16 protein-coding genes are annotated in these 15,771 nt (G+C 68.0%); 9 read left to right on the top strand and 7 right to left on the bottom strand.

Annotation, left to right across the window (positions count from 1 at the left end; all coding sequences use genetic code 11):
• Positions 1 to 8: 8 nt before the first annotated feature.
• The 3 genes from PXD02_RS13430 to PXD02_RS13440 form a co-directional block, all read right to left on the bottom strand.
• Complete coding sequence (locus PXD02_RS13430) at positions 9 to 812, bottom strand: uracil-DNA glycosylase (RefSeq protein WP_275104345.1); 804 nt, start codon at positions 810 to 812, stop codon at positions 9 to 11.
• 5 nt (positions 813 to 817) lie between these two features.
• Positions 818 to 1,354: a molybdopterin adenylyltransferase gene (gene mog, locus PXD02_RS13435; RefSeq protein WP_275104346.1), complete on the bottom strand. Its 537-nt coding sequence runs from the start codon at positions 1,352 to 1,354 to the stop codon at positions 818 to 820.
• 99 nt (positions 1,355 to 1,453) lie between these two features.
• Positions 1,454 to 2,680 carry an argininosuccinate synthase gene (locus tag PXD02_RS13440; protein WP_275104347.1) on the bottom strand — a complete coding sequence of 409 codons (1,227 nt, stop codon included), beginning with the start codon at positions 2,678 to 2,680 and terminating at the stop codon, positions 1,454 to 1,456.
• 113 nt (positions 2,681 to 2,793) lie between these two features.
• On the opposite strand from PXD02_RS13440, the gene ilvA reads away from it, so the two are divergent.
• Positions 2,794 to 4,053: a threonine ammonia-lyase IlvA gene (gene ilvA / locus PXD02_RS13445; RefSeq protein WP_275104348.1), complete on the top strand. Its 1,260-nt coding sequence runs from the start codon at positions 2,794 to 2,796 to the stop codon at positions 4,051 to 4,053.
• Positions 4,054 to 4,114: 61 nt separating this feature from the next.
• Positions 4,115 to 5,416 (top strand): PP2C family protein-serine/threonine phosphatase, encoded by a 1,302-nt coding sequence (locus tag PXD02_RS13450; RefSeq protein ID WP_275104349.1) that lies wholly within the window; start codon positions 4,115 to 4,117, stop codon positions 5,414 to 5,416.
• A 15-nt stretch (positions 5,417 to 5,431) separates the two neighbouring features.
• Here PXD02_RS13450 and PXD02_RS13455 read toward each other — a convergent pair whose 3' ends face one another.
• On the bottom strand, positions 5,432 to 5,875 hold the full coding sequence (locus PXD02_RS13455; RefSeq protein WP_275104350.1) for an NUDIX hydrolase: 444 nt from the start codon (positions 5,873 to 5,875) through the stop codon (positions 5,432 to 5,434).
• Between the two features lie 144 nt (positions 5,876 to 6,019).
• Here PXD02_RS13455 and hslO point away from each other — a divergent pair, with 144 nt between their 5' ends.
• The 6 genes from hslO (at position 6,020) to PXD02_RS13485 (ending at position 12,397) form a co-directional block, all read left to right on the top strand.
• Positions 6,020 to 7,033, top strand: a complete 1,014-nt coding sequence (gene hslO / locus PXD02_RS13460) for an Hsp33 family molecular chaperone HslO (protein ID WP_275104351.1) — start codon at positions 6,020 to 6,022, stop codon at positions 7,031 to 7,033.
• 47 nt (positions 7,034 to 7,080) lie between these two features.
• A complete protein-coding gene (locus PXD02_RS13465) occupies positions 7,081 to 7,623 on the top strand; it encodes a CoA pyrophosphatase (protein ID WP_275106430.1) in 543 nt (180 codons plus the stop codon).
• Positions 7,620 to 8,759, top strand: a complete 1,140-nt coding sequence (locus PXD02_RS13470) for a CCA tRNA nucleotidyltransferase (RefSeq protein WP_275104352.1) — start codon at positions 7,620 to 7,622, stop codon at positions 8,757 to 8,759. Before PXD02_RS13465 ends, PXD02_RS13470 begins: the two co-directional genes overlap by 4 nt.
• Positions 8,756 to 10,600 carry an ABC transporter ATP-binding protein gene (locus PXD02_RS13475; RefSeq protein ID WP_275104353.1) on the top strand — a complete coding sequence of 615 codons (1,845 nt, stop codon included), beginning with the start codon at positions 8,756 to 8,758 and terminating at the stop codon, positions 10,598 to 10,600. Before PXD02_RS13470 ends, PXD02_RS13475 begins: the two co-directional genes overlap by 4 nt.
• The gene (locus tag PXD02_RS13480) at positions 10,597 to 11,820 is read left to right on the top strand and encodes a class I SAM-dependent RNA methyltransferase (protein ID WP_275104354.1); all 1,224 of its coding nucleotides are present in this window, start codon (positions 10,597 to 10,599) and stop codon (positions 11,818 to 11,820) included. Before PXD02_RS13475 ends, PXD02_RS13480 begins: the two co-directional genes overlap by 4 nt.
• Positions 11,821 to 11,881: 61 nt before the next feature.
• Entirely contained in the window at positions 11,882 to 12,397 is a 516-nt protein-coding gene (locus PXD02_RS13485) for a L,D-transpeptidase family protein (RefSeq protein WP_275104355.1), read from the top strand.
• A 61-nt stretch (positions 12,398 to 12,458) separates the two neighbouring features.
• On the opposite strand, the gene dalA is transcribed toward PXD02_RS13485, so the two are convergent.
• Entirely contained in the window at positions 12,459 to 12,971 is a 513-nt protein-coding gene (gene dalA, locus PXD02_RS13490; RefSeq protein WP_275104356.1) for a divisome-associated lipoprotein DalA, read from the bottom strand.
• Positions 12,972 to 13,191: 220 nt separating this feature from the next.
• Between dalA and PXD02_RS13495 the strand changes: the two genes are divergently transcribed.
• On the top strand, positions 13,192 to 13,845 hold the full coding sequence (locus tag PXD02_RS13495) for a L,D-transpeptidase (protein WP_275104357.1): 654 nt from the start codon (positions 13,192 to 13,194) through the stop codon (positions 13,843 to 13,845).
• 36 nt (positions 13,846 to 13,881) lie between these two features.
• On the opposite strand, the gene hemH is transcribed toward PXD02_RS13495, so the two are convergent.
• Together hemH and PXD02_RS13505 are read right to left on the bottom strand one after the other, a co-directional pair.
• The gene (gene hemH / locus PXD02_RS13500) at positions 13,882 to 14,910 is read right to left on the bottom strand and encodes a ferrochelatase (RefSeq protein WP_275104358.1); all 1,029 of its coding nucleotides are present in this window, start codon (positions 14,908 to 14,910) and stop codon (positions 13,882 to 13,884) included.
• Positions 14,907 to 15,743 carry a methyltransferase domain-containing protein gene (locus PXD02_RS13505; protein WP_275104359.1) on the bottom strand — a complete coding sequence of 279 codons (837 nt, stop codon included), beginning with the start codon at positions 15,741 to 15,743 and terminating at the stop codon, positions 14,907 to 14,909. Before PXD02_RS13505 ends, hemH begins: the two co-directional genes overlap by 4 nt.
• Positions 15,744 to 15,771 lie beyond the last annotated feature (28 nt).

Raw genomic sequence — 15,771 nt, forward strand, 5'->3', positions numbered from 1 at the left:
AGTCCGTCTTATTGTTCATCACCTTCGCCTTGAAACTGTCTGAGTTCAGCCCAGGCAGCTTCGTATTCTGCAAGGGCAGCTTCATACCGTGCCTGCGCTGCCCGCACGCGCTCCAACAAGGTTTGCTGGCTTGTCGCATCCTCTGAGAGCTTCGCTTCGACAGACAGGTTGCTGTCTGCGGTATAGACAAATTTTGTATGGCAGGCTTGATAGGCCCGCCGCCACTGGTGAGGTATCTGGTCCCAAAGCCTGCGATTGGCACCACGAACCCGTGCGGATGGATGCGCGGATTCGAATACCTGCACTCCGGTAGACTCGACAACGCTGCGTGCTTTTTTGGCATTATTGCCAACCAACACCACCGAACGCAGGTAAGGGAGCATTCTCAACAACTCACTCAAACGCAACATCCCCTCGCTACACTCAAGAGGGCTTACCTTCGTCGTTCCATTCCACCACGGAATTGTATTCCAGATCACGCTTGCGCGTCGGGGAACCTGCGCCAGTTCCGTGAACCGGTATGTTGCTTCCGCACTCGGATCATCATTGTCTCGCGAGATGAATCCCGACCCGCCATTTGCAGGATCCGTTTTCGGGCCAGGCTTTTCAAACAGGAACAGGATTTCTGCATCGATACCCCCATCCATAGGATCGAAATCCGGCACATAGCCTCGGTTCTCGGCACGCAAGGCGTCAACATAACTCGCCAAGGGGGCGATATGAGGGTCAGCGCGCAGTGCGTGGCGCATCTTGATCGCATCGGCGTTCTTCAGCGCGCGCGGCCCCTGGGGCCAAGGGTCATCCAACGTCATGCGCTTCACCCATTCCCCGGACGAAACGCCTTCACCTTCCCCGCATCCGTCTCCATCCGCGCCGCGCCGATCAGATCCAAGCAATAGGGAACCGCCGCGAACACCGCGTTCAGGCAGGTCGCAATCGCCCCCGGCTTGCCCGGCAGCGTGATGATCAGCGTCGCGTCCCGGATCACCGCCGTCTGGCGCGACAGGATCGCGGTCGGCACCTCGGCCAGCGAGGCGCGGCGCATTTCCTCGCCGAAGCCGGGCAGTTCCTTTTCGGCCACGTCCGCCACCGCCTCGGCCGTCTGGTCGCGCGGGGCGGGGCCGGTGCCGCCGGTGACGAGGATCAGGTCCGCGCCCCCTTCGACCAGTTCGCGCAGGGTCGCGGCCACGCCCTCTCGCCCGTCGGGGATGATGGTGCGGGTGATCTCCATGGGCGAGGTCACCACACCCTTCAGCCAGGTCTCGGCGCCGGGGCCGCCCTTGTCCTCGTATTCGCCGCGCGCAGCGCGGTCGCTGACGGTGACGATGGCGATGCGGGCGGGTCGGTCGGTCATGGCGCGGGCCTTTCAGGGGGTCGGGCCACTGTGGGGCAGGCCCGCGCAAAAGAAAAGGCCGCGGGCGATGTCGCGGCCTTCGGTCCGTGCAGGGGGCGCTTACTTCACCCGCGCGTTCCGGTTCGCGACCAGCTTCAGACGCAGCGCGTTCAGCCGGATGAAGCCCGCCGCGTCCTTCTGGTCATAGGCGCCGGCGTCGTCCTCGAAGGTCACATGCGCTTCCGAATACAGCGACTGGTCCGACCAGCGGCCGACGCAGGTGGCAAGGCCCTTGTAGAGCTTCAGCCGCACCGTGCCGCTGACATGTTCCTGCGACTTGTCGATCAGGGCTTGCAGCATCTCGCGTTCGGGGCTGAACCAGAAGCCGTTATAGATCAGTTCCGCATAGCGCGGCATCAGGCTGTCCTTGAGATGCCCCGAGCCGCTGTCCAGCGTGATCTGTTCGATGCCGCGATGGGCCTCCAGCAGGATCGTGCCGCCGGGCGTTTCATAGATGCCGCGCGACTTCATGCCGACGAAGCGGTTTTCCACGAAATCCAGCCGCCCGATGCCGTGCTTGCCGCCAAGCTCGTTCAGCCGGGTCAGGATCGTGGCGGGGGACAGCGCCTGACCGTTGATCGCCACCGCATCGCCGCGTTCGAAGGTGATTTCCACAAATTCCGGCGCATCCGGCGCATCCTCGGGGTTCACGGTGCGCTGATAGACGTAATCCGGCGCGGGTTCGGCGGGGTTTTCCAGGGCCTTGCCCTCGCTGCTGGTGTGCAGCAGGTTCGCGTCCACGCTGAAGGGCGCCTCGCCGCGCTTGTCCTTGGCGATGGGGATCTGGTTGGCTTCCGCGAATTCGATCAGCTTGGTGCGGCTGGTCAGATCCCACAGCCGCCAGGGCGCGATCACCTTGATCGACGGATCCAGCGCATAGGCCGACAGTTCGAACCGCACCTGGTCGTTGCCCTTGCCGGTCGCGCCATGGGCCACCGCGTCGGCGCCATGCCGGTGCGCCAGTTCGACCAACCGCTTCGAGATCAGCGGCCGCGCGATCGAGGTGCCCAGCAGATACAGCCCCTCATAGACCGCATTGGCGCGGAACATCGGGAAGACGAAGTCGCGCACGAATTCCTCGCGCAGGTCTTCGATATGGATGTTTTCCGGCGTGATCCCCAGCAGTTCGGCCTTGGCGCGCGCCGGTTCCAGTTCCTCGCCCTGGCCCAGGTCGGCGGTGAAAGTGATCACCTCGCAGCCGTATTCGGTCTGCAACCACTTGAGGATGATCGAGGTGTCCAGCCCGCCCGAATAGGCAAGGACGACTTTTTTCGGCGCGTCAGACATGCGGTTAACCCTTCGGCAAAGTTTCCGGGGCAATAAGCCAGTCGGCGCGTTGTCACAAGGGCCGCGCGCCCATCCCCTTGCAAAAGCCGCGCTTTCGCGTCATGCGCAGGCGCATGGAAAACGCCGCCCCCCTCTTCGCCGATCTGGTCCGCAACGCCGAAGCCGCGATCCGCGACCTGTTCGAACCGACGCCGCTTCAGCGCAACGACCACCTGTCGGCCCGGTTCGGGGCCGAGATCTGGCTCAAGCGCGAGGATCTGACCCCCGTGCGCAGCTACAAGCTGCGCGGCGCCTTCAACGCCATGCGCAAGCGGGTGACGGGGGGGGCCGCGGGGAACGCGCATTTCGTCTGCGCCAGCGCGGGCAATCACGCGCAGGGGGTGGCCTATGCCTGCCGCCATTTCGGGGCCAGGGGCACGATCTTCATGCCGGTGACCACGCCCCGGCAGAAGATCGACAAGACCAAGGTCTTCGGCGGCGACGCGATCGAGATCGTGCTGACGGGCGACTATTTCGACCAGACTCTGGCCGCGTCCCAGGCCTTTGCCGCCGAACAGGACGCGCAGTTCCTGGCGCCCTTCGATTCGGCCGATGTGATCGAGGGCCAGGCGACCGTCGGCCTGGAAATCCTGGAACAGGCGGGCGGCGCGCCCGACCTGGTGGTGCTGCCGGTGGGCGGCGGCGGGCTGGCCGCCGGAGTGACGCGCTATTTCGCCGAGATGGCGCCCGACACGCGCGTCGCCTTTGCCGAGCCGCTGGGCGGGGCCAGCCTGCAAGCGGCGCTGCAACAGGGCGCGCCGGTCGCGCTGCCTGCGGTGGACAATTTCGTCGACGGCGCCGCCGTGGCCCGCATCGGCGCCCTGCCCTTCGAGGCGTTGCGCCGGTTCAGCCCGCAGGACGTGCATCTGGCGCCCGAGGACCGGATCTGCATCACCATGCTGGAGATGCTGAATACCGAAGGCGTGGTGCTGGAACCGGCGGGCGCGCTGGCCATCGACGTGCTGGGCGACTTGGGCGACCTGACGGGCAAGCGCGTGGTCTGCGTCTGTTCGGGCGGCAATTTCGACTTCGAACGCCTGCCCGAGGTCAAGGAACGCGCGCAACGTTTTGCGGGTGTGAAGAAATATTTTGTCCTGCGCCTGCCGCAGCGGCCCGGCGCGCTGCGCGATTTCCTGGAACTGCTGGGTCCGGACGACGACGTGGCGCGGTTCGAATATCTCAAGAAATCGGCGCGCAACTTCGGGTCGATCCTGATCGGCATCGAAACCTCGGCCCCGCAGAACCTGACCACGCTGAAGGCGCGGCTGGATCATGCCGGCTTCGTCTATCGCGACATCACCAATGACGAGATCCTGGCCGAGCTGCTGGTCTGACCTGCCCGTGACGATCCGCGCTTAACCGGGCCTTTACCGCCGAGGGGTTATCACCTTGGTCATGACACTTGCGAATCACCGGATCCCGTCCCCTGCCCCACCCTCCGGCGCCCGGCTGATGCGGCGGGTGCTGATCGTCAGCGCCAGTTCCGCGCAACGGCGCATCTTCGCCATCCAGCTTCGCCGCGCCCGATACGAGGTGATGGAGGCCGCCTCGGTCGCCGATGCGCTGCACCTGTGCCAGCGCAGCGAACCCGACATGATCCTGTCCGACTGGTCGATTCCGGGCCGGGCGGGACCGGAATCGGGGCTGGATCTGTGCCGGGCCTTCCGGGCCGGGGAACGCCGCAACTATGGCTATTTCGTGCTGCTCACCTCGGCCCAGGATCACGAGGATATCGCCCGCGGGCTGGAGGCCGGGGCCGACGATTTCCTGGCCAAGCCGGTCACGCAACAGGATCTGCTGGCCCGCCTGGCCGCCGGCGAACGCATCCTGCGGGTCGAGGAGGATCTGCGCGCCAGCAACGCCCAGCTTCGGTCGGCGCTTGACAAGCTGCGCGAAACCCAGGCCGCCATCGACCGCGACCTGACCGAGGCGCGCAAGCTGCAACAGGGCCTGGTCAAGCAGCGGTCGGGGCGCTTCGGGCAGATCCAGCTGTCGCTGCTGCTGCGCCCGGCGGGCCATATCGGCGGGGATCTGGTGGGGTTCTTTCCGATTAGCCCCGAACGCGTGGGCATCTATGCGCTGGACGTGTCGGGCCACGGGGTGACGGCCGCGCTGCTGACCGCGCAGCTGTCGGTGCACCTGTCGGGATCGCCCGATCAGAACGTCGCGCTGCGCGCGGCCCAGACCGGGACCGACGCGGTCAGCCCGGCGGCGCTGGCGCATTTCTTCAACAACATGATGCTGGAGGAGATGGCGACCGACACCTATTACACGATGATCTATGCCGATCTCAATCACGCGACGGGCAGGCTGCGCATGGTCCAGGCGGGCCATCCCCATCCGGTGCTGCAACGCGCCGACGGCACCGTCCTGCCCCTGGGCAATGGCGGGATGCCCATCGGCGTCTTCGAAAAGCCTATCTTCGGCGAGATCGAGGTGATCCTGGAACCCGGCGACCGGCTGCTGATCTGTTCGGACGGCATCACCGAGGCGACGAACCCGGCGGGCCGCCTGCTGGGCGATGACGGGGTCGAGGCGATCCTGCGCACCAACGCCTTCCTGGGGGGCCATGTATTCCTGGAATCCATGGCCTGGTCGGTGTCGGAATATTGCCGGGGCGAACGGCAGGACGACATGTCGGCGGTGCTGATCGAATACCTTGCCCCGGCCGAAACGATGCCCCTGCCCCGCCGCTAGGCCGGGTGTCGGACGCTAGGCCAGGTGCCCGAACCGCGCCAGGAACGCCCGCGCGCCCGGATCGGCCAGCAGGCCCATCGCGGCGCGCGGGCTGGCCCAGTGCGCGCTGTGATGCGGCTCGGTCGGGGCGGACAGGCGCAGGATCGGGCGCGCCACCCAGACATGGCACAGCTTTTCGGCCCACCAGCCATAGTCCGGCATGAAAGCGAAACGGCGATAGGCGCCAAGCCTGCGCGCGCCGCCCATGGTCCAGCCGGTTTCCTCGAACACCTCGCGGTGCAGCGCGCGCAGGCCGGTTTCGCCGGGGTCGATGCCGCCGCCCGGCAGCTGGTATTCCGGTTCCGGCCCGGCCTGATGCGTCAGCAGCAGCCGCCCGTCGCGGATCAGCAGGGCATAGGCGCCGGGGCGCAGACGGTGCCGCCGTCCGGGGCGGGGGACATGGCCGTATCGGGGGATCATGGGAACTCCGGTCGCTGGCGCCTGTCTAGCGCAACCCGGCGCGGCGCAAAAGCCACCCCCTTGGGATTGCGCGCAAACATCCTATATTGGGCGCGACCTGGCCCGCCTTGCGCGGGCCTGCCCAGGATTTTCAGGAATCACCGCATGAGCAAGATCAACCAGATCGCGTGGGACGACACGATCCTGCCGTTCCAGCTGGACCGTTCGGACATTCGCGGCCGCGTCGCCCGGCTGGACGGGGTGCTGGACCACATCCTGACGCGCCACGACTATCCCGCCCCGGTGGGCGCCCTGGTGGCCGAACTGGCGCTGCTGGCCGCCCTGATCGGACCGACCGTCAAGCTGCGCTGGAAGCTCAGCCTTCAGGTGCGCGGCAACGGCGCCATCCGCACGCTGGCCGCCGACTATTACGCCCCCGAACGGGACGGCGCCCCGGCCCGCATCCGCGCCTGGGCCAGCTTCGATGACGCCAGGCTGGACGACCGCCCCCCCTTCCAGCAGATCGGCGAGGGCTATTTCGCCGTGCTGATCGACCAGGGCGAAGGCACGCTGCCCTACCAGGGGATCACGCCGCTGGCGGGCGGATCGCTGCCGGCCTGCGCCCAGACCTATTTCGCGCAGTCCGAACAGTTGCCGACCCGGTTCCAGCTTGCCAGCGGGGCATCGCGCCTGTCGGGGCAGGACAGCCATTGGCGGGCGGGCGGGGTGATGCTGCAAACCCTGCCCGCCAAACCCATGCAGGGCGAGGGCGGCAGCGGCGAAGGCGGGCTGATCGAGGCCGCCGACATCCTGCAAGGCGCCGAATCCGAGGATTGGAACCGCGCCAACCTGCTGCTGGACACCGTCGAGGTTCTGGAGCTGATCGGCCCAACGGTCGGGCCGACCGACCTGTTGCTGCGCCTGTTCCACGAGGAAGAACCGCGCGTCTTCGATACGCAGCGCGTGGAATTCGGCTGTTCCTGCACGGCGGACCGGGTGCGCAACACGCTGTCGATCTATTCCGCCAAGGACATCGCCCATATGACGACCGACGCCGGCATCGTCACCGCCGATTGCCAGTTCTGCGGGGCGCATTACGAATTCGACCCGCACAGCCTGGGCTTCGAGGCGACGGTGGACGCCGACGGCCAGCCCCTGTCCGACAGGGCGGCCGAGTGATTCCCGACTGGTCCGAGGATCGCCTGCGCCTTGCGCTGGCCGTGGCCATGGGGCCGACCTCTGATTACGACCTGAACCCGGACGTGACCCCGCCTGCGGGCAGCCTGCGCCCGGCAGGGGTGCTGGCCGCGTTCCATCACGACGACGGCCGCCTGATCCTGACCAAGCGCGCCTCGGGCCTTCGCCACCATCCGGGCCAGATCGCCCTGCCCGGCGGCAAGGTCGATCCCGCCGATGCCGACGAGATCGCCGCCGCCCTGCGCGAGGCGCGGGAGGAGATCGGCCTCGATCCCGCGCAGGTCGATCTGCTGGGCACGCTGCCGCCGCACCGCACCGTCACCGGCTTCGCCGTGACCCCGGTCATCGGCATCATCCGCGGCCCCTTCGCCCCGCGCCCCGAACCCGGCGAGGTCGAGGAAGCCTTCGCCCTGCCCTTTGCCCATGTCGCCGATCCCTCGCGCTATCGCATCGAGCGGCGGCGCTGGCGCGAGGGCTGGCGCAGCTATCACGCCGCGCCCTTCGGCCCCTATTACCTGTGGGGCGCGACGGCGCGGATCCTGCTGGGCCTTGCCAGAAGGATGCAGGCGTGACCCAGCTTCCCCCGGCGGTGTTGCAGGATCCCGCCCTGCAATCGGTCTTCGACGCCCTCCAGTCAGGGGGCCGCCGCGTCTGGCTGGTCGGCGGCGCGGTCAGGAACGCCCTGCTGGGCCAGCCGGTGGGCGATCTGGATCTGGCGACCGATGCGCCGCCGGAAACGGTCACGCGACTGGCCCGGGCCGCCGGCCTGAAGCCGGTGCCCACGGGCATCGACCACGGCACGGTGACGGTGGTGGCGGACGGGCGCGGGTTCGAGGTGACGACCCTGCGCCGCGACGTGGAAACCGACGGGCGGCGCGCGGTCGTGGCCTTTTCCGACGACCTGTCGCAGGACGCCCAGCGGCGCGATTTCACGATGAACGCGCTTTATGCCGGTCGCGACGGAAAGGTCATCGACCTGGTGGGCGGTCTTGACGACCTGCGCGCCCGGCGGTTGCGCTTTGTCGGCGATCCCGCGCAGCGCATCGCCGAGGACTACCTGCGGATCCTGCGCTTCTTCCGCTTTCTGGCCTGGTATGGTCAGGATGCCGATCCGGCGGCTGTGGCCGCCTGCCGGGACGGGCGCGACGGGCTGGACGGCATTTCCCGCGAGCGCATCGGACAGGAACTGCGCAAGCTGCTGATGGCCCCCGATCCGCTGCCCGCCATCCGGCTGATGGCGGACACGGGCGTTCTGGACAAGGTTCTGCCGGATGCCGCGCCGGACCGGCTTTATCGCCTGCAATCCCCCGCGCCCTGGCTGGCCCGGCTGGCGGCGCTGTCGCAGGCCGACCTGACCGAGGCGCTGCGCCTGTCGCGGCCTGAGGTCCGCGACCATCGCACCCTTGTCACCGCCCTGGCCCAGGACTGGTCCTTCGACCGCATCGCCTATCGCCTGTCGGGCGACCTCGCCCAGGCCGCCGCCTTGCTGGTCCAGACCGGCCCTTCCGGCCCGCGCGGCGGCTGGGCCGAGGCGCAGGCCGCCGCCCGGCCGCTGCCCATCACCGCCGCCGATCTGCAACCTCCTCTGCAAGGCCCGGCGCTTGGCCGGGGTCTGAAAGCGGCCGAGGATGCCTGGATCGATTCGGGCTTTGCCCTGCCGCCCCCCGCCCTGATCGACATCGCCCTGCTGGCCGGAGAGACCGAATGACCCTGCACCACCGCCTCGGCCGCCTGATCGACGCCTTCCGCCCGGCCGACGGCCCGCCGCCCGCGACCCTGCTGTCCTTCTTCCGCTGGTGCCTGTCGGGCGCCTGGGGCGGGCTTGGCCTTGCCGCCGTCGCATCCGCCCTGGGGGGCGTGGCCGATGTGGTCGCGGCCGTGCTGCTGGGCTGGGTCGTGGACGCCATCGCCGCCGGCGATCCGGCCGCGTTCTGGGGCCAGAACGGGTTGCTGGTCGCGGCCTTCGTGGGCTTCTTCCTGCTGCTGCGGCCGCTGGTCTTTGGCCTGTCCACCGCGACCAGCAGCGTCATCATCGGGCCAAACGTGCTGCCGCTGGTCCTGTCGCGGATCCACCGCTGGACCATGGGCCATTCGGTCGCCTTCTTCGACAACGACTTCGCCGGGCGGCTGGCGCAGAAGCAGATGCAGACCGCCCGCGCCGTCACCGATGTCGCCACGGAAATGGTGAACGTGGTGGCCTTCGCGCTGGCCTCGATCCTGGGATCGGCGGCCTTTCTGGTGTCGGTCGATGCCTGGGGGGCGGTGGCGCTGATCCTGTGGCTGGCCTCGTATCTGGTGCTGATCCAGTTCTTCCTGCCGCGCATCCGGGCGAAATCGGGCGCCCGCGCATCGGCCCGCGCGATGATCACCGGCCAGGTCGTCGACACGATCACCAATATCAAGACCGTCAAGCTGTTCGCCCATGCCGAACACGAGGATCGCGCCGCCCTGGGCGCCATGGCGGGATTCCGGGAACGGGCGCTGGATTTCGGCGTGGTCAGCAGCAGCTTCCGCATGTCGCTGATGGTGATCGCGGGGATCCTGCCGGTGATCTTGGTGGGCGGGTCCATCATGCTGTGGCGGCAGGGCCAGGCCACGCCGGGCGACGTGGCGGCGGCGGGAGCCATCGCCATGCGCCTGTCGCAGATGACCGGCTGGGTCAGCATGGCGCTGATGGGCATCTGGGGCAGCGTGGGCGAGGTCGAGGACGGCATGAAGACCCTGTCCCCCGCCCACGGCCTGACCGACGCCCCCGATGCCGTGGCGATGGACCGCGTCGCGGGCCGCATCGACTTCGATCATGTGGGGTTCGCCTATGGCCGCGACGAGGGCGGGTTGCGCGACATCGACCTGCATATCCGGCCGGGCGAGAAGGTCGGCATCGTCGGCGCGTCGGGCGCGGGCAAATCCACCATGGTCGCGCTGCTGCTGCGGCTTTACGACGTGGAAAAGGGCGCGATCCGCATCGACGGGCAGGACATCCGCCACGTCACTCAGGAAAGCCTGCGCCGCCAGATCGGCATGGTCACGCAGGAAACGGCGATGTTCAACCGCTCCGCCCGCGACAATATCCTGTATGGCCGCCCCGGCGCGTCCCAGGCCGAGGTCGAGGCGGCGGCGCGGGCCGCCGAGGCGCATGACTTCATCCTGACGCTTCAGGACCATGCCGGGCGCAAGGGATATGACGCGCATCTGGGCGAACGCGGCGTCAAGCTGTCGGGCGGGCAGCGCCAGCGGATCGCGCTGGCCCGCGCCTTTCTCAAGGACGCGCCGATCCTGGTTCTGGACGAAGCCACCAGTGCCTTGGACAGCGAGGTCGAGGCTCAGGTTCAGGACGCCCTGGTCCGCGCCATGAAGGGCAAGACCGTGCTGGCCATCGCGCACCGCCTGTCCACCATCGCCGAGCTGGACCGGATCATCGTCATGGACGCGGGCCGGATCGTCGAACAGGGCAGCCACGATCAGTTGCTGGCGCGGGGCGGGCTGTATGCGCGTTATTGGAACCGGCAGTCGGGCGGCTTCCTGGGGACCGAGGAAGCCGCCGAATGAGCCTGTGGCAGGTCGAACGCCTGGGCCGTCGCGGCGACGGGGTGGCGGTCGGTGAGGCGGGCCGCGCCCTGGCCCCCCTGACCCTGCCCGGGGAGCGGATCGAGGGCGAGGCGCGGGACGGCCGCATCGCCGCGCCGCGCATCGTCACGCCCTCGGCCGACCGGGTGCGGCCCCTCTGCGCCCATTACCGCGCCTGCGGGGGCTGTTCGCTGATGCACGCGTCCGAAGGCTTCACCACCGGCTGGAAGCGGCAGGTGGTTCAGGCCGCGCTGGCGGCGCGCGGCCTGCCCGCGCCCATCGAGGCCGTGCATGTCTCGCCCCCCGTGTCGCGGCGGCGCGCGGTGCTGTCGGGCAAGCGCACCAGGAAGGGCGCCCTGGTCGGGTTTCACGCGCGGGCCTCGGACGTGATCGTGGATCTGGCCGAATGCCATGTCATGCGCCCCGAGATCACCGCAGCCCTGCCGCTGCTGCGGCGGATCACCGTGGCGGGCGCCTCGCGCGGCGGCGAGCTGTCGATGACGGTGATCCACGGCCCCGCCGGGCTGGACCTGACCGTCACCGGCGGCAAGCCGCTGGACCCGGCGCTGTTTCAGGCGCTGGCCCAGTTGGCGGACGAGGGCGATCTGGCGCGGCTGACCTGGGACGGGCAGTCGATCACCCGCCGCCCGCCCGCCCTGCCGATGGGCCACGCGCGGGTCGTGCCGCCGCCGGGCGGGTTCCTGCAAGCAACCCCGGAGGGCGAGGCGGCACTGCTGGCGGCGGTGCGCGACATGACGGCGGGGGCCGCGCGCATCGTCGATCTGTTCGCGGGCTGCGGGACGTTCACCCTGCCCCTGGCGGAAACCGCGACGATCCATGCGGTCGAGGGGCTGGCGGCCCCCCTTGCCGCCCTGGACGCGGGCTGGCGCGCCGCCCCCGGCCTGGGCCGCGTCACCACCGAGATTCGCGACCTGGCCCGCCGCCCGCTGATGGCTGACGAGCTGGACCGCTTTGACGCGATTGTGATCGACCCGCCCCGCGCCGGGGCCGAGGCGCAGGCCCGCGAAATCGCCACCTCTCGGGTCGGGCGGCTGGCCTTCGTGGCCTGCGATCCGGTCAATTTCTCAAGGGATGCGCGGCTTCTTGCCGATGGCGGCTTCAGGTTGGCCCGGCTGATCGTGGTCGATCAGTTCCGCTGGTCTCCGCATGTCGAAACGGTCGCCGAATTCGTCAGAACCTAGTCAGATCACAGTCGCTTGTGATATGAATCACCGACAAAAATCAAAAACGTCAGAGGCAGTGATGTTCAAGCCAACGCGCCGCGCCGTCGCTTTTTCCATGCTTGCCTTCGTGGCGGCCTGCGGCAAACCGGAAAGCAAGTTCAAGGCCTATAACGGTCCCGCCGTGACCCAGGTCGTCGTGAACAAGGGCGCCCGCAAGATGTATCTTCTGCACGGCACGACCGTGCTGAAATCCTATGAGGTTGGCCTTGGCAATGTGCCCATCGGCCACAAGCAGTTCGAGGGCGACGGCAAGACCCCTGAAGGGATCTATGTGATCGACCGCTTCAATCCGCGCAGCCGCTATCACCTGTCGGTGGGCGTGTCCTATCCGAACGAACGCGATGCCGCGCTTGCCACCGCCCTGGGCCGTCACGCGGGCGGCGACATCTTCATCCATGGCCGCGGCCCCGAGGGCAACCGCTTCGCGCCCAAGAACCGCGACTGGACCGCAGGCTGCATCGCCATCAAGGATGAAGAGATCGAAGAGGTCTATGCGATGCTGCGCCCCGGCGTTCCCATCGTCATCAATCCCTGAGCGCCGGATGACACCGGCCCATGACGACGGCCCCGGACATCCGGGGCCTTTTGCCTGCGCGTCAATTGCCGGTCAGCAGCGTCCACCACAGCTTGCCCGAGGGTTCCTGATACCAGGCGAAGCCCAGGTTGGAGGCGGCCGGATCCATGATCACGTCGCGCGTGTCCCGCGTGCCCATCCAGGCGGACAGGGTCTGCATGTCGTTCTCATAGGATTCCGAGATGTTCTCGCCGATGACGGTGCCGAAATAACCGGCCCTGCGCGCCCGATCCAAGGGCGAGGATCCGTCCGATCCCCAGTGCCAGGCCCGGTTCTGCGCCGACATGTCGCGCGAATGGGCCAGGGCCGCCGCCGACAGTTGCGGGTTCAGGGTCAGCGCGGGCGCGGCGATGTTCCCGCGCAGCGTGTTGATTTGCTGCAACACACGGATCGGAATCTGCTGTTCCTCGGCGGCGCTGATCTGGCGGCCGGTGGGCAGCGCCTGCCCGCCGGGCGCAACCGGCGGCAGGCTGCGCGGCTGGCAGGCCGCCAGCGCCATCAGTGACACCGTCGCGATCACCTTGTAATTCGGCATGTTTTCGCCATCCCTCGTGTTTCTTGCGCGCAGATCTATCGAAGGACGATGGGCCGATCAAACCCACGAATTCGTGAAGCGGACCGCTGTGGCATCTTGGCCCGCACGGCAGTTTGAATTGCCGGAATCGCCGCCCGGTCGTATAGCACGTCCTGCCGCCAAAGGCAGAGTGGTCAAGGCCGTCCAGCAAGAACGGCCATCCTTCGAAGGACATGTGACGATGAGCAGATCATCCGCAATCAGCCGCCGGGCCTTCCTGGGTTCGGCCGCAGCCCTGGGCGCCGCCGGCCTGGCGATGCCGGCGCTTGCCCAGCAATACGACCCCTATACCGGCCAGCCGATCCAGGGCGCGATGGTCCCCGGCGCCGCCCCCGACGCGGGCGCGGTGCAATACGATCCGAACGCCGATCAGCGCCACAACATCTCCAGCTTTTCGGGGCAAAACTGGCAGCCGCATTTCCAGACGCTGACCAACGGCGCGATCCTGTGCGACCTGACCTCTCGCGCGGTGCATTTCTGGTCCGAGGACGGGGCCACCTATCGGGTCTATCCCTCCTCCATCCCGGTCAGCCAGGATCTGACCCGCACCGGCCGGACCGAGATCATCAAGAAGGTCGAAGGCCCCAGCTGGTCTCCCACCCCGGAAATGAAGGCCCGCAACCCGGAATGGCCCGACTTCGTGCCCCCCGGCCCCGACAACCCCCTGGGCACCCATGCGCTGTGGCTGAGCTGGCAGTATTACCGCATCCACGGCACCCATGACACGCGCAAGATCGGCCGCAAGTCGTCGAACGGCTGCATCGGGCTGTATAACGAACATATCAAGGAACTGTTCGGCCTGGCCAAGGTCGGCACGCAGGTTCTGGTGATCTGAGGACGGGGGCCGGGCGGCCCCCTTTCGCTTTCGGGATCACACCCAGCCGCCGATATTGTCGCGGATGACGTTCAGCATCACCTCGATATGCGCCGGGTCGTCGTTCAGGCAGGGGATATAGGTGAAGCCCTTGCCGCCCGCATGGTCGAAGCTTTCGCGGATCTCTCCGTTGATTTCCTCCAGCGTCTCGATGCAGTCGGTGGCGAAGGCGGGTGAGATCACCGCGATGTCGGTGACGCCACGCCGCGCCAGGTCGGCCACATGCTGGACGGTATAGGGGCGCAGCCATTCCTCGGTCCCGAAGACCGACTGGAAGGTGGTGTCGATCACCCCGTCGGGCCAGCCAAGCGCCTGTTGCAGCAGGCGAGAGGTCTTCTGGCACTGGCAATGATAGGGATCGCCTTCCAGCAGGTATCGTTTCGGCATCCCGTGATAGCTGGCGACCAGCCTGGCGGGCAGGGTGTCGCCAAGCGCGCGGCGGACGGACCCGGCCAGGGCGGCGATATAGTCCGGCCGGTCGAAATAGGGCTCGCAGGTGCGCACCGCCGGCTGCCATTTCCGCGTCATCAGCGCCCGGAACAGCTGGTCGTTCGCCGTGGCCGAGGTCGCCCCCGCGTATTGCGGATAAAGCGGCAGGAACACGATCCGCTGGCAGCCCGCCGTGACCATCCGGTCCAGCACGTCCTGGGTGGACGGGTTGCCATAGCGCATGCAGAACTCGACCATCACCGCATCGCCCCATTCGGCGGCGGCGCGCGCGCGCAGGGCCTCGGTCTGCGACCGGGTGATGGTCATCAGCGGGCTTTCGTTCCGCTCCTCGTTCCAGATCAGCTTGTAGTTCCTGCCGGATGTGAAGGGCCGCTTGGTCAGGATGATGCCCTGCAACAGCGGCTGCCATTTCCAGGCCGGATAGTCGATCACCCGCCGGTCGGACAGGAATTCGTTCAGATAGCGGCGCATCGACCAATAGTCATAGCCGTCCGGCGTGCCCAGGTTGGCGATCAGGATCCCGGTCTTCTTGGGCGGGATCGCGGGATGGCTTGCGGGCGCAGGGGCTGGCGTCATGTCTTGGTCCTGATGTCGTTCAGCGCGTCTTCAAGGCGGGTCTTGGCCGAACCCGGCCGCAACGGCTTCTGCTGGTTGTCGGAGGGCGACCATCCGGTCAGGAAGACCAGATCGAAGGTCGCCGCGATCCGGGACGGATCGTCGCGGTCGGGATGGTGTTCGGCCATGATCGCGGCAGCCCGCGCCAGCACCGCGCGCCCGGTGGGGCGGCGCAGGCGGGCGGCCATGGCGTTGCCCTCGCCCATGGCGCGCAGGTCGCGGCCCAGGTGGATCAGGTCGCGATAGCTGGCCTTCTGCGTCACCACATCGGCCACGGGCAGGGCCAGCCCGGCGCGGTTCAGAAGCTGGCCCATGTCGCGGATCTCTCCCATCGGCAGGATGCGGGGGGACAGGCCGCCGGTCAGCTCGACCTCGGCCTGGGCCAGGGCGCCGCGCAATTCGTGCAGGGTCTGGCCGCCGAAGCAGGCGGCGATGAACAGCCCGTCCTCGCGCAGAGCGCGGGCGCATTGGACGATCTGGCCCACCGGATCCTCGGCCCAGTGCAGCGACAGGGCGTGGATCACCAGGTCATGCGCGCCGGGTTCCAGATCCAGCACCGGGTCGTCGGCAACGATGCGGACGCCGGGAAAGAATTCCGCCCAGAGGCCCGGAAAACCCGTCACCACGGCGGGGGCCGTAAACCTTCTATTAATCTCGGAGAGCCTATCCTGGATCTCGTCGGCGGCAAGCCGGTGCAGCACGTCGGCAAGGCCCTGGCGAATCGCTCGGTCGCGCTGGCGCAGCAGCGCGGGGCGGTCGGTCAGGGCGGGGCGATCTGGGGCGGGGTTGGTCATGGGGGTGGAACATAGGGTGCTTCAGGGG

The organism is Paracoccus sp. S3-43, assembly GCF_029027965.1.
GTDB lineage: Bacteria > Pseudomonadota > Alphaproteobacteria > Rhodobacterales > Rhodobacteraceae > Paracoccus.